Here is a 14,118-nt window from a genome sequence, read left to right as displayed (position 1 = left end):
ACAGGGTAAAGCCTATGAGATCAATTGTTGATCTTTGCAATTTAGCCCTGTCGCATCTCGCGCAGGGCTATGTTGTAAATGAACTAACCGAACCGACAAAGCATGCAAGATTGTGTAATACCTTTTACCCAATTTGCCGTAGAGAGCTGTTGGACAACGAACATCAATGGACGTTTGCCGTTAAGCGCGTTCGCTTGAATGTCGATGCAGGGTATGAGTTTGGCACGGCGTATGTTTTGCCAAGTGATAAGGTCCGTATATTTCAGCTTGAATCAGGCAGTCGATTCTATGTAGAAGGCAATCTTCTATTCACAGAAGATACCGCACCAATCTTACGCTATGTTCACGATGTGAAAGATTTGGCATTAATGCCCGATTCTTTCAAGACCGCTCTATCTTATTTGTTGGCCGCACGAATATCAGGCCCTTTGACACAGAATGAGCAAAAACAAATCTCCATGATGCAGCTTTATGAAATTGAAAAGAACAAAGCAATTTTCATTGACCTGCAACAACATCGGATTGAAGCACGGCCTGAGCATACAGGCTCAATGTTTGAGGCGCGATAAATGCAATATTCGTTTAATGGTGGCGTAATTTCGCCGGATATGTTTGGCCGCATTGATCAGGCGAAATATCAGACTGGTGTAGCTAAATGCAAAAACCTTTATGTCGAACTGTTTGGCGGGGTTGTCTATCGTGCAGGCTTCCGCTACGTACACCATTACCCGAAAACAATGGGCAAAATGCGTTTAATCCGTTTTGTTTTTAGTGAAGAGCAAGCCGTTGTTTTGGCTATTCGTGCAGGCGCTATAAATTTCTTTGCTGACGGCGGTATGCTGCTGAATGAAAACAATGAACCTTTAGAAGTTGCGGTACCGTATGCCGAAGATCATTTAATGCAACTCCGCTATGCTCAATCTGCGGACGTTGTGACAATAACCCATCCTAACTATCCACCTAGAAAAATTATTCGTAAAAGCGCAACGGAATGGATAACAGAACTGGTTACAGTGGGATATGGCGTTGGCACACCACAAAATGTTGCCGCAACTGCCCATATTGAAGATAAGTATAAACCCGGTGGAAGTATGCACGACTCATACATTGAGCGTTATTATTCTTACCAAGTCACCGCAGTAGATGAACAAAATGAATCTGCTGCATCTTTAAAGGTTGTTGTACAAAACGACTTAACACTCGCAGGGAATTACAACACGATTACATGGGGTGCGGTAACTGGTGCTAACCGCTACAACATTTTTAAACTACGATCTGGTTTAGCAAGCTTCATAGGTGAAACAACCGAAACAAGTTTTACTGACGATAATATTGAGACAAACGGTTCAATCACACCGCCATTAATTCGTAATCCTTTTGAATTTTACCCGACCGCAGTTGCATACCATGGTCAGCGAAAAGTATATGGCGGTGGTTATAAATCCCCCCAATGGATTCGCATGTCGCGTACGGCAACGGATGACAATTTCGGGTACCACATTCCTACTCAAGATACAGATTCAATTCAAATACGGTTTGCTGCCCGCGACGGTAACGGTGTTAAACACCTAGTTACAATGAGTGATTTACTTATTTTGACAAGTGGGGCACTTTGGAAAATGTCAGCGGATGGAGCCGTAACAGCTGCTAGTGTGAATATGAACAAGCAGTACAGTACAGGTGCAAATGATGTGACACCCGTTGAAGTTGATGGCGCAACAATTTTTTCCTCTGATCAAACAGGGCACGTACACGAAATATCATTGGCAAGCGGATACAACGCATCTTTTTATCAAACAATCGACTTATCAATAATGTGCCCACAACTTTTTGATGGGCAAAAAATTATTGATTGTGCATTATTGCGTAACCCTTTGAATATTATATATTTTGTACGTGGCGATGGTGTTTTGCTTTCATTAACATATGAGCCAAAGCAACAGGTTTGGGCTTGGGCAGAGCATCACACCAACGGTAAATTTTTGTCTATTGCAGAAATACCGGAAGATGATCAATCTGTTTTATATGCGTTTATTGAGCGTGACGGTTTTTATACCATTGAACGTATGCTTACAAGGCAGCCGATAGATATGAAAGATAAATGTTACCTAGACAGTAGCATTCAGTATAAGGGCGACCCCACAGCAACTTTATCCGGCTTAGATTGGCTTGAAGGTCAAACAGTATCTGTATTTGCAGATGGGGGTGTCAAACCCAATGTAAAAGTAGAAAACGGCACAATAAAACTGCCACGTGAATTATCTAATATTTGGGTTGGCCTGAATTACGAGGCTGAACTACAAACATTGCCAATTTTTCAAGAACAAAAAGACCCTGTTAAACCTAAAGTCGTGAATAAGGTTCACCTAAGAGTAAGAGAGTCTCAAAACATTTTGGCCGGTGCTAATCAGGATATTGAGGATCGCACACCAATTGATGAGTTTAAACCGCGTAGCAATGAACGCTATGGTAGCCCCCTTAAATTGTATTCGGGTTTGGTAGAAGTACCAGTTGACAGCACTTACGAAAGAGACATTCAAATTACTGTAAAACATGATAAACCTTTACCAATGAAGATATTGGCCCTTGAGGTAGAAATGACATGAGACGAAATAATATTGAGATTCGTAAGCCGACTGAGCGCGATATTCGTATTCTTGTTGAAAACCTGCGTGATGCCGATAAAGACGAAATGAAAGCGTACTTCAATGACAATTTTCATTGGATGATCAAAATGTCTATCAAGCATTCAAGCGATGCTTGGACTGTAGTAGTTAACGGTAAATTGCTTTTTATTTGTGGTGTTGGAATGTCAAGTTTAATAGGCAACGTTGGTTGCCCATGGTTACTTGGCACAAATTTCATAAAACAATATCCGTTTGAATTTTACAAACAATGCCAAAGTATTTTAAAGGAAATGCGGTCGGAGTATGCCGTTCTTGTAAATCATGTGTATGAAAAAAACGAGAATGCTATACGTTTCTTAAAAAGACTAGGCTTTGATTTAAAAAAAGCAGAACCATACGGCGCGAACAATAAAATGTTCCATCCGTTTGTGATGGGGGCGTTATGACAAACCCATATGCATATGCAGCGGTTAAAGGTGTAGAAGCGCTTTCCAGTTACGCAAAAATGAAGGCGCAAAAACAGGCGTTTAAGGACCAAGAAAAGCTCGCCCTTTACAATGCAACCCTTTCAGATAATCAGGCTCGGCAAGCTATTGAAGACGGTACCAATGCTGTAACTGATTATCAGCGTAACGTTTCCGCCTTTAAATCAAGCCAAATTAACGCCCTTGCTGAAAACGGTATTGATGTAACACAAGGTTCAGCCATTGATTTACTTGCTTCAACAGAGATGCTTGCTCAAGGCGATATTGATTCAATTAAATACAATGCCGCACTTCAGTCTTGGGGGCACAAGGTTCAAGCTACAAATTACCGCAATCAAGCCGAAAATTATCGTGTTGCTGCAAAATCCATTAGACCTGTATTAAGCACGATACTAAACCTTAGCGGTGAAGCTGCTTCCGCTTTTGGTTCAAGTATGGGTAAAGGCGGTTTAGGTGGAGGGCTTGAAAGCGGTTCTGCATCTAGTGGCGGTTCTGACTTTGCTTCAAGCCTTTACGGTATCGGTGGTAGTAATTCGCAAGGTGCATCATGGCAAAACTACAATTGGAACTGGTTCGGAGTTAATTAATGCGTATTCCACAATTTAATCGGCAAGTTTCGGACAACAGCGCTCCAAATGTTCAAGTTAATGGGGGCATGTCAGCAGGCGAAGCGGCAAGCCTAGTTGGTAATAAAACTGATAGCTTAGTTGGTGCACTTAATTCAGGTTTGAATGCGTACCAAGCATATCAAGATGAAGCAGACCGCGTACGGGTTATTGATGCCCAAAATAAACTCGCTGAATTAAAACTCCATTTGCAAAACAATGATGTCGATGGGTACGGCAACAAAAAAGGGGTAGATGTTGTAAGTTTTGATGATGGCAATGGTGGTGGGTTTGTAGACTACTATACAAAAGCATATCAAGATGGTGTTGGGCAAATTGCAAATACTTTAGGTAATAGCCGTCAACGTGCCTTGTTTAAAGAAATGTCTGAACGTGACGCAGTTCAGTTCAAAGGATCATTACAAAATTACTTTGTACGTGAAAATGACGTTTATCAACAAAGCGTTTATTCATCTTCTGCAGATCGCTTTATTCGAGAAATAAACGAGAACCCTGGTGACTTCACTAAGATTGATGAAAGCCGTGCTAATCTTAAAGCTTCATTAGGTAAATTAATGAATCTTGAAGGAAAGGCAGCGACTGAAGCTGAAAACATTTATCTTAAAAATGTCTCAGTGGCCCACATCACAAATATTAGCGCCTTTGTCGAAAATGGTGATTTAAAAGCAGCACTTGCCTATAAAAATAAATATAAAGACGAGATTTCATTAGCAGATAGCTTTAAGGTAGATCAACGCATTCATCAAAAACTTGAAGATCAGCAAGTTGAGGCTCTTGTAAACAAAGCAACTACTGGTACTCAAGAAAACAGCAACCCTGCATTAAATGCCCCACCTCAAGCCTCAGCTGCAATTGCTAAAGAATTAAAGTCCCTTACACCGCAGCAAATGAAAAGTATTAAATATAATGATCAGCGCTTAGACGTATACACTGTTCATGCTGCTAAAGAAAAAGGTATGGAATGGGCAGCACCCCTAATTTTGGGGCTAAGATTAGCAGGTGAAAAATCTGATAATAGTGCTGTTTCTGAAAAGGGTGCTAAATCTGTAATGCAATTTATGCCAGATACTTGGAAACAATACAGCAAGAATGGTGAGCGTGATATCAACAACCCCGCTGATACGATAGATGCTGCTTTAGACTTTATTTCAGATATTAGCAAAAAATATAAGACTAAAGACCCAATGGTTATTGCTGCCTACTACCATGGTGGGGATGGGGATGCTCGACGAGTATTAGCCGGAGGACAACCTATTGGACCTAGGGGTAAAGCGTACTTAGAACGAATGGATAAATGGTTGACACAGGAGTTCGGAAGTTACGCACAAAAGCCTGCAAAGACACGTGCGCAAGCCCAAGAAGAAATTTGGAATAGCGATGCATCTGTTGATGTAAAAAGCAAGGCGTTGATACTTACTGATCGATACTATAACGGTCAAGATAAAGCTAAAGAAGAAAACCAAAACAAAATCTATGATCACTATTTTAAAGGGATTAACGCGGGACAGTTCGCATATGAACAAATACCTGCATCAGATATTAATAGCCTTGAACCTAACCAAATAAAGAGTCTAGAAGCGGTTAGCAATTCTAAATTTAAAAAGGATATTAAGACTGATCCAACTGTTTACAGCATGATCATGTTGAATAAAGATGAGCTATTTAAAGGGAAACCGCAATCAGTATTACATCAATATGCTGATAAATTATCGCCAACGGATTATCGTGCAGTTACTAAGATGTATATCGACGTAAACAACCCAACAAAAGGAGATAAAAAAGGCGATTTTGTTGAGGTCAGCCCTAAAACGGTTTCCGATTATTTAAATCCATATCTACCAATGCTTGGTATCACTAATAAAACTAATAAAAAGCAAATAGACCATTATGCTGCGGTACAAGCAGATGTTACTCAAACGTTGCGTGAAGCTGAAGCACGCAAGGGAAGTAAACTAACTAAGGATGAATATGGGCGAATTATTTTAAAAACAATTGGATTAAACACAAAGATCACGACTTCGCGGTCTTTCCTTGGTGTTTCATTTGGCGATTCTGAAAGCAATCTAAATAGAATATACTCGGTTAAAAGTAAAGACGATATAGCTCCTAATACCCAAAAGAAAATTGACGATTTATTTAAAAAGCAAGGTCGCGATTTATCAAAAGTAACTTTGGCGGAATATCTTAATGCTTACTACTCAATGGCTAGAAGAGGTTTTTAATGAGAAAGATATTACCTTTAATCTGTGGAGTTTTGCTTTGTGCCGCAGCAACGGCAGCCCCACGGTTTTCGTTATCTTATTCACCTGATTGGAAAAAAGTTACAGGTGTTCATGGTGTCAAAGATCTTGCTTTAGATATAGCTAATAACGACCCCCACTGTGGTGTAAAATTTTTCAAAGGCAAAGTTATAGATTATAAAGATTATGGTGATTATTTTCAGGTAAACGTAAACAATGCTTTCTTGAATAGAACTAAAGACCACCTTCTAATAAGTGCGGAATCCGAAAAAACATTTGAAAATTCAGATAGAAAAAGAATTACGGAATTACTTAATTATAAGAGTGATCTAATTTTTTCGACTTACATGTGCGGCTCTGGTGGGGTGTTGTATATAGATAGTATTGTGAAGGTTAAAGATTTAATTCAATAACCGCTAACGGTTACAGTGGTATTTTTACCTTCAAAGCAAGATTAAAATAAAGGCGCGTTAAGCGCCTTTATGTTTTAGCGACCACCTTTACGTTGGTCCGCTGCCCGATCACCACAAGAAGAACCATCTTTAGCATTTTGCCAGCTGTGATCACAGCTCCCCGCGAATGCAGCAGAAAATGGTATAGATAAAGTTAGAATTAACATTAATTTTTTCATGCATTGGTACCCATGGTCTGATTATTTAAGATCAAAATATATCCCATTAATAGAAAGATTAATATGTATTATTAACCAGATACTTTAAAAACTTGCTACGCATCTAAACCAAGAAAAAACATTTTGAGCAATTCACGTTACCAAGGAACAATATTGTTGTAGTTATAAGCTGTCAACAGCAAACGGCAGTCTAACCAATAACAGCATTTAAGATTACAAATAACCGTAGTCTTAAGTGCTTTTATTATGTCTGATCAAAATACAAATCTTACGATTGGTCAATTATTTGAATTAAACCAAGGCAAGAACCCAACACAAATTGCAGATACCGAAGCCCGTGCGCGCAAGGCTGCTCGCTCGTTGGGCTTAGACTATAACAAGATGACAGAAACGCCTGAACAGATCGTTTCTGTTGCGGATGAGTTAAACACTCAAAAGCGCGTCAATGAAGTGGTTGCAAGTGACCCTGTATTGGGTAAATACGCACTTAACCCAAATCAAGCCGCTGTTTCACTTGATGACTTTGAAAATCTAAAAGACATAAGCGATAAAGTATCCTTATTGGGTTCGAGTTTGAATAAACCGTATGAACCTGTTTCATATCAAGACATACAAAATGTTTTGTCTAAAGGTACGTCACCAGAACAAAAAAAGAGACTGAAAGAACTAGGTATTTACGAAGACCCTCAAAAGCAGGTCAAACCGAATGTAAACCCTAATTTATTGGGTACGCTAAGTACATCTTTAGTGCCCCAAACATCAGACCAAGTTTTCAAAGAACATTACGACCGCATCAAGAAAACAGCAGGCGTAATGTCTGCCGAACGGTTTAAAAAGTACTATGAAAACCAAGTCTATTGGATGGAGCATACAGCAAGCGCCGAGCCATCTAACCCTCAAGAACAAGGCAATCGATATGTAAATGCGGCTATTCGTGCTGTTGCGGCTATTGGTCAGACAGAAGGCGCGGTAATTAGCGCGGCAACAGGAAACGATAGCCTTCTTAACTTGGCAACACGAGTAAAAAATAAAGCTGCCCCATCACAAGAAATGACGCAAGCGCTTTACCAAGCACAACTTGCAGCACAGACAAATGATGCAGGTGTATTGGGCGCTGCACAAGAACTGGTTAGCAATGCTGATGCAGGTTTAGTGGGTGAGTTTTTAATTGAACAAGCACCCCCCGCATTAGTTGGGTATTATGCAGGCGCGGGGGCAGGTGGAGCTTTAACAAATTCACTTATACGAAATACCGCTAAATATGCCCCTATGGTGATGAACTTAGAGAAGGCGGCTAAGTTAGTACGCGGAGTAACAACTGCAGGTAATGCGGCACAAGGCGCATTAGGTGCAGGCACGGCCGATGCTCTGGTGTCATATGGGCAGAACATGGCAGAAGCCCGTGAAAAGTTTTTAACCCGCCAAGAACAGATTGATTATGCAGCCGCAAAGACATGGGGTTCAGCCAAATACTCAGCGTTGGGCGGTGCATTAATGCCCGTAACTTTTGGCGGCCCTTTGCGTACAGTCGGAGGGCAGGCTGTCATTCAATCTGCTGCGGGCATGTATTCCGTAAAAGGTGCGGCTGATGCTGTTGGTGAAAAAGCCGATCCAGTCGAAATGGCTTTAGAAGGTTTGTTAGAAGTTGCAACCGCTGCGCCTGAAGTAGCAATTACATCTGCGGCCAAAGTTAAAAACCAACGTACAGCACAATTTGCATTAGACCAATTGCGACAAGATCAACAGCAAGATGCTGTTCGTTCAAGTACGTTTGCAGCTGTACTTAACAACCTTATTGACCGCAACAAAGAAAGCAAGACAGCACAACGTGATGACTCTGCAAGCCAAGCATTTATCAAACAGGCAGTTGAAGAACACGGCGCGGTTGAAGAAGTTTATATAGATGGTCAGACCTTCAACCAGTTATTACGTGATCGTAATATTGAGCCGACCGATTTATTTGAACGTGCGCCAAGTCTGCAAGATCAGTTGGGTACAGCCGAAGCATTTAATGGCACTTACAGATACCAGTAAATGAATTTGTTTCTGCAATGTCAGTTGTCGAGCGTCCAACAGATTTTGTTGAGAACGTTCGTTCAAGCCCGGACATGCCAACTTATCGCGAAGCCCAAGAGAACCTTGCAAAAACAACGGAACAAATGCAGCAAGAAGCCGATACCTATATGGCTGAGCAAGCCCGTTTTGAAAGTGCTGAAGATGCAAAAGAGTTGGTTGCAACAGAAGTGCAAAACCAATTGGCTAAAGTTGGAACATTTACGGCTAAATACAATCGTGCAGCGGGTGAATTAACTTCAGCTTTCTACTCAACCTTGGGCGATAAACTCGGCATTAGTGCAAAAGATGCTTTTGATCGCTACCCAATCCGTATTGTTGATGAGCCGACAACAGGTAAGGGCACATCGTTTAATCAAAGTGCTAAACCTGAACAAACAATCTCAGTAGATGATTTTGTTAAGGGCCTTAAAAAACAATATGGAATTGAATTAGGTCTAAAAGGTAGTACATCAAGTAATGTTCCTTCATTGCATAAAATTGTTGTGCCTGAAGCTATGCGTAATCAAGGCACTGGCACCAAAGCAATGCAGGATATTATTAACTATGCTGACTCGCAAAATAAAACAATCGCACTTACTCCAAGCTCTGATTTCGGCGGCAACAAAAGCAGACTTACAAGCTTTTATAAAAAACTCGGCTTTGTTGAAAACAAGGGGCGCAATAAAGATTATGAAATTTCAGAAAGTATGTATCGTTCACCAAATGGTCGTAAATATAATCAAGCGAATGGCGGTACACGCGGCTCAATTACTTTCAGCATTAGTCAAGATGGCTCAACAATTGTATTAAGCAAAAATGCTGATTTCTCAACCTTTGTGCATGAGCTTGGGCATCATTTCTTAGAAATGAATATGCAACTCGCCCTAAGTCCTGACGCACCCGCACAAGTCCGTGCAGATATGGAAACGGTAATGAAGTGGGCGTCACCAGAAACAACTGATCTGGGCGAATGGGATTTTTTCACCGATGCAGAAAAAACAGAAGTACACGAAAAATTTGCAGAAACTTTTGAACAGTATGTTTTTACGGGTAAAGCACCGAGCGCGGCATTAAAGCAAGTTTTCAACCGATTCAGACAATTCATGATTGCCGTGTACCGGAACATTGAAAAGTTTATGGGCATCAATGACCGTGCAGAATTGAATGCGGATATCACAGGCGTAATGGACCGTATGCTTGCATCATCAAGTGCAATTGCGGAAGCACAAGCTGCATCAAGTCTTGAAATGCTAATTCATCAAGATGATGCAATGCGCCTTGGTATTTCGCCAAAAGATTATGACGAAATGCGCCAAGATCATGAAATTGCAACAGAATTATCTATAAATACTTTAGAGCAGAAATCGCTGCGCAATATGATTTGGTACCAAAAGCAGAAGTCTAAGTATTTGAAAACATTGCAAAAAGAAGCTGATAAAAAGCGCGCTGCCGTTCGCGAAGATATGGCAAAAGAAATTGCACAAGAACCCGTATATCAGGCTATGGCATTTCTACGTCAACCGCTTGACCAAGTTGCTAAGCGTGACTCAACCAAGGTTGAGCCTGAACGCGACAACCTATTTGAAGCGATTGCTAAATTCGGCGGGCTTGATGCCAATGAAGTAGAAAGCACTTGGGGCATTGATGATGCTGCTAAAACCAAATCAGGCGTTGGAAATAAACCTGTCGTACGTTCTTCAAAGTCAAAAGTAAAAGGCCTGTCAATTGAATCGATGGCTGAGAAGCTTAGTGAAGAAGGGTATTTAACTTTAGATGAACACGGCAAATTTGATACCCGTGAACTTGAAGATAAATTTGCGGAACAGTTGCGCGGCGTTAATCAATATTCAAATCAAGTCGACCCTGAGTTGTTAGATTATTCACAGGACATGGATTTGCTGCAACGCTATGCAGAAGGCCGCACAACCAAAGGCAAGTTGTCACTAGATTGGATTGAAGCCAAGTACGGACGAGACAGCGATATTTACCAAAGCATTTCTAAAGGCGCTTATGGTTTTGCACAGCGCGGTGGTGAAAACCCTGATGTCATTGCTGAAATGTTTGGCTATGAAAGCGGCGATGCATTGATTCGCGACCTGCTTAATTCACCGAGTCCTAAGCAAAAAATTGATGAGCTCACCGATGCGCGTATGGCTGTTCAATATTCTGAATTTTTCGATCAGCAAAGCATTATAGAAGCAGTCGAAGCCGCATTACACAATGATGTTCGTGCGCGTATGCTTTCCGCTGAAATGGCTGCACTAAACGGTTTACTTGGCCGCAAGTCTGCTTTGAATGAAGCCGCAAAGACAGTTGCTCAAGACATTGTACAGCGCCAAAAAATTAAAGATATTCGACCGCATGTACGTGCACAAGATGATGCTCGTTTAGGGCGCATGGCAAATGAAGCATTTAGAAAGGGGGAGACGGTAGAAGCTGCACGCCATAAGCGCAATCAGTTGGTTCAGTTCTATGCAACCAAATACAGTTACGATGCAAAAGACCAGATTCAAAAACATCTTGATTTAGTCAAAAAGGTTTTCGGTAATAACGAGAAGTTATCTAAAAACCGTGACTTTGATTTTGTGACCGCTGCCCGTGGCATTTTGGGAAAATATGATCTTGGCCGCGAATCAACAAATTATGAGCATCAACTGGAATTGATTCGTAAATATGACCCGACCACATATGCCGAAATACAGAACATAGGCGCATTGCCTGAAAACCAAAACTATCGCGAATTAACGCTTGAACAGTTCAATGCAGTTATGGCTGCGGTCGAAACACTTTGGCATCGATCTAAAGAAAATAAGATTTGGCATACAACCAATGAAGCCTTTGAGCGGGAACAGGTCCGTGAAGAACTAATACAGCAAACAGGCGGTAAGAAAAGCGTTGAGAAGATTCAGCAAACATTATTGGGTAGAGATAAGACCGCAGAACTTAAAGCTAAGTTCATGGAATTAGGCGCTTCAGCAAAACGTGTCGACCAGGTAGTAACTTGGTTAGACGGTGGCGCAAATGGCAAATTCCGTACCTATCTAATCAACCCTATGCAAGATGCCTTGGCTAAATATCGTATTGAAAAAGCCAAGATGCTTAAAGACGTGGTCGATATTTTTGAAGGATTTGGCAAACTGGATAATTCAAAAATTGCTGCACCTGAACTTAATAACTTTACTTTCGTGGGTAAGCAATCATTGCTCCATGCGATTTTGCATACAGGTAATTTAAGCAACAAAGAGCGTCTTGTTTTAGGTTATGGGTGGGGTGCGCGTTTAGAAGATGGTTCGGTCGATTTCAGTGCATGGGATCAATTCTTTAGCCGGATGGTTAAAGAGGGTGTGATTACCAAAAAAGATATGGATAGCATCCAAAAACTCTGGAATCTTTTTGATAAATACAAAGAGCAAGCACAAATCACACATAAAAAAATTAACGGTCGCTATTTTGATGAATTACCACGTACACCTATTAGTACGCCATTTGGTGAGTATGAAGGCGGTTATGTGCCTGCCGCTTATGACCGTATTCGCTCAAATGAGCAAGACCGCATTCAAGATAAAAACTTAGCCGAAAATAACTTAGCTGCATTAGATATCGCCACGACTGGCGCGAACTTTACCAAGTCACGTGCAGATCGTTACCACGATCAGCTTGAGCTTGATATGTCTCGCTTACCAAGCCATCTTGATAAAGAGTTGCGCTATATTCATCTTGAATTACAAATTCGTCAAATTGGTCGTTTATTGCTGAATAAAGATTTTCGAAATGAAATTGAGCGTGTGATGCCATTTGGTGTTAAGCAAGTCTTTAACCCTTGGCTTAAAGCAATTGCAAATCAGACGGTCGATGAAAGCTCAGGTGTAAGTTTGCTAGATAGTATTTTCCGCACACTTCGCCGCAATACTGGGATTGCGATTATGGCGGGTAACTTAAAAAATGCTGTTGAGCAGTTCACAGGCTTTACACAAGTTGCTGTTGCAGTACCGCCGAAACAATTGCTAAAAGCTCAGGCCCATTATTTTGCTTCAGTTGCTACCCGTGAAGACATGGCAAATAACATCATGGAAATGTCTGACTTCATGAAAACTCGTTTCGACCGTGCAGCGGATGAATACCGTTATGCGGTGGATGAGATTGTTTTTCAAAAGGGCGCAATTCAAACAGTGAAAGATTTCACCATGAAGCACGCGTATGTATTGCAGACAACGATACAAAGACCTATGGAAATGATCTCTTGGCAAGCAGCATTTAACCATTACACTGAACAAGGTATGACGCAATACGATGCGGTTCATGCGGCTGATGCCGTCATTCGCCAATACATGACGGATATGTCACCTGAAGGTATTTCAAATCTTGAACGCGGCACGCCTGCTAGACGCATGTTTCTAATGTTTTACAACTGGTTCAATATGGTTTGGAACACGACGAGTTCAGAAGCTAAGTTAGCACTTGAAGCAAGCAACGGGTCATGGGTGCAAGCTTCACCTCGTTTGGCCTATATCGCTTTGATGATGATCTCCATTCCTTCAATTTTATCTGAATTGCTCGGCGTAATTTTCGCGGGAGGCTTAAAAGATGAAGATGATGACGATAACAAGTGGGATGATTTATCCGCAAAACTTGCAATTTCGCAAGTGAAAATGCTCGCGGCCTTTGTGCCGTATGTAGGTAATGCCGCGAACGCTGCGATCAGCAATACGGATAAAAACGTGATGAACGACCGCTATACAGCCTCACCTGTGTTTAGTATGTTTGATGGTGGACTTTCATTAATCCAACATGCAAGCCGTGCTTTAGATGAGGATAAAGAAGTAAACCAAGGGAAAGCAGCAAAAGACTTAATGAATACCGCAACGCTTGCTACTGGCATTCCATTTGCTGTTTTAGGTAAGCCCTTTGGTTATTGGCTAGATGTTGCTCAAGGAAAGAAAGACGCACCAGACAGCATTTACGATGCAACTCGCGGAACTATTACAGGAAAACATGCACCTGAAGATGGTAAATAATGATGTAGCGTGATTAGTTGTTATTTATCGTTATTTAACAACAATTTGCCTAAAATTTATAGTTGACTACGTACTTTTGTTAGTTCAATATCTGACCAAATTGCGGAGTTTTTATTATGATTTATTTAGTCGTTAAAGATTTAGGCCATGGTTTTTATCTAGGTAAAAACAACATGAAGCAAGGGGGCAAAGAGTTCATTGTCTTTAAAAGTGATAAAGAAATATTTATAGGTGTAGAGTCATACAAATATGATGAGGTGAGCAACAAATTGCTTTGGGAAGGGATAGAAAATCTAGGAATGTTAGTTGTTGGGTTTGCGGATACAGAAGAAGAGGCACTGGATTTAGCGTTTTAAAAAATGACCTGTTGACACTGCGCGACCTATAACCATCCTATTATTTGTAAGCTTACCTAAAATTGGCTGTAGAGAATACGGCC

General features: G+C 41.0%; 8 protein-coding genes and 1 pseudogene. 8 read left to right on the top strand and 1 reads right to left on the bottom strand.

Features of this window, described 5'->3' with window-relative positions; genetic code table 11:
* Positions 1-14: 14 nt before the first annotated feature.
* Genes ACLCEG_RS04460 through ACLCEG_RS04435 form a run of 6 tightly spaced genes read left to right on the top strand, consistent with a single transcriptional unit; the run spans position 15 to position 6,391 of the window.
* Complete coding sequence (locus ACLCEG_RS04460; protein ID WP_252472850.1) at positions 15-569, top strand: hypothetical protein; 555 nt, start codon at positions 15-17, stop codon at positions 567-569.
* Entirely contained in the window at positions 570-2,606 is a 2,037-nt protein-coding gene (locus ACLCEG_RS04455; protein ID WP_410566192.1) for a hypothetical protein, read from the top strand. It begins immediately after the preceding gene.
* Positions 2,603-3,073: a phage protein Gp13 family protein gene (locus ACLCEG_RS04450; RefSeq protein WP_001254054.1), complete on the top strand. Its 471-nt coding sequence runs from the start codon at positions 2,603-2,605 to the stop codon at positions 3,071-3,073. Before ACLCEG_RS04455 ends, ACLCEG_RS04450 begins: the two co-directional genes overlap by 4 nt.
* On the top strand, positions 3,070-3,699 hold the full coding sequence (locus ACLCEG_RS04445; protein WP_254954112.1) for a hypothetical protein: 630 nt from the start codon (positions 3,070-3,072) through the stop codon (positions 3,697-3,699). Before ACLCEG_RS04450 ends, ACLCEG_RS04445 begins: the two co-directional genes overlap by 4 nt.
* Positions 3,699-5,960, top strand: a complete 2,262-nt coding sequence (locus ACLCEG_RS04440; RefSeq protein WP_254954111.1) for a transglycosylase SLT domain-containing protein — start codon at positions 3,699-3,701, stop codon at positions 5,958-5,960. The genes ACLCEG_RS04445 and ACLCEG_RS04440 overlap by 1 nt, the downstream gene beginning before the upstream one ends.
* Positions 5,960-6,391 carry a hypothetical protein gene (locus ACLCEG_RS04435; RefSeq protein WP_254954110.1) on the top strand — a complete coding sequence of 144 codons (432 nt, stop codon included), beginning with the start codon at positions 5,960-5,962 and terminating at the stop codon, positions 6,389-6,391. Before ACLCEG_RS04440 ends, ACLCEG_RS04435 begins: the two co-directional genes overlap by 1 nt.
* A 74-nt stretch (positions 6,392-6,465) precedes the next feature.
* On the opposite strand, the gene ACLCEG_RS04430 is transcribed toward ACLCEG_RS04435, so the two are convergent.
* Complete coding sequence (locus tag ACLCEG_RS04430) at positions 6,466-6,609, bottom strand: hypothetical protein (RefSeq protein WP_254954109.1); 144 nt, start codon at positions 6,607-6,609, stop codon at positions 6,466-6,468.
* A gap of 246 nt (positions 6,610-6,855) precedes the next feature.
* Here ACLCEG_RS04430 and ACLCEG_RS04425 point away from each other — a divergent pair.
* Positions 6,856-13,679, top strand: a pseudogene (locus ACLCEG_RS04425) (GNAT family N-acetyltransferase).
* 116 nt (positions 13,680-13,795) lie between these two features.
* Complete coding sequence (locus tag ACLCEG_RS04420; protein WP_410566187.1) at positions 13,796-14,035, top strand: hypothetical protein; 240 nt, start codon at positions 13,796-13,798, stop codon at positions 14,033-14,035.
* The last annotated feature ends 83 nt before the right edge of the window (positions 14,036-14,118 follow it).

Source organism: Acinetobacter sp. H1(2024) (assembly GCF_046557555.1).
In the GTDB taxonomy this organism is placed as follows: Bacteria; Pseudomonadota; Gammaproteobacteria; order Pseudomonadales; family Moraxellaceae; genus Acinetobacter; species Acinetobacter seifertii.
Note: the sequence above shows the minus strand (reverse complement) of the source record. Positions and strands in the feature narration are given on the sequence as shown.

Excerpts from the sequence above, each read along its gene's own strand:
- ACLCEG_RS04460 (WP_252472850.1), top strand. The coding sequence starts at position 15 with ATGAGATCAATTGTTGATCTTTGCAATTTAGCCCTGTCGCATCTCGCG.
- ACLCEG_RS04455 (WP_410566192.1), top strand. The coding sequence starts at position 570 with ATGCAATATTCGTTTAATGGTGGCGTAATTTCGCCGGATATGTTTGGC.
- ACLCEG_RS04450 (WP_001254054.1), top strand. The coding sequence starts at position 2,603 with ATGAGACGAAATAATATTGAGATTCGTAAGCCGACTGAGCGCGATATT.
- ACLCEG_RS04445 (WP_254954112.1), top strand. The coding sequence starts at position 3,070 with ATGACAAACCCATATGCATATGCAGCGGTTAAAGGTGTAGAAGCGCTT.
- ACLCEG_RS04440 (WP_254954111.1), top strand. The coding sequence starts at position 3,699 with ATGCGTATTCCACAATTTAATCGGCAAGTTTCGGACAACAGCGCTCCA.
- ACLCEG_RS04435 (WP_254954110.1), top strand. The coding sequence starts at position 5,960 with ATGAGAAAGATATTACCTTTAATCTGTGGAGTTTTGCTTTGTGCCGCA.
- ACLCEG_RS04430 (WP_254954109.1), bottom strand. The coding sequence starts at position 6,609 with ATGAAAAAATTAATGTTAATTCTAACTTTATCTATACCATTTTCTGCT.
- ACLCEG_RS04420 (WP_410566187.1), top strand. The coding sequence starts at position 13,796 with ATGATTTATTTAGTCGTTAAAGATTTAGGCCATGGTTTTTATCTAGGT.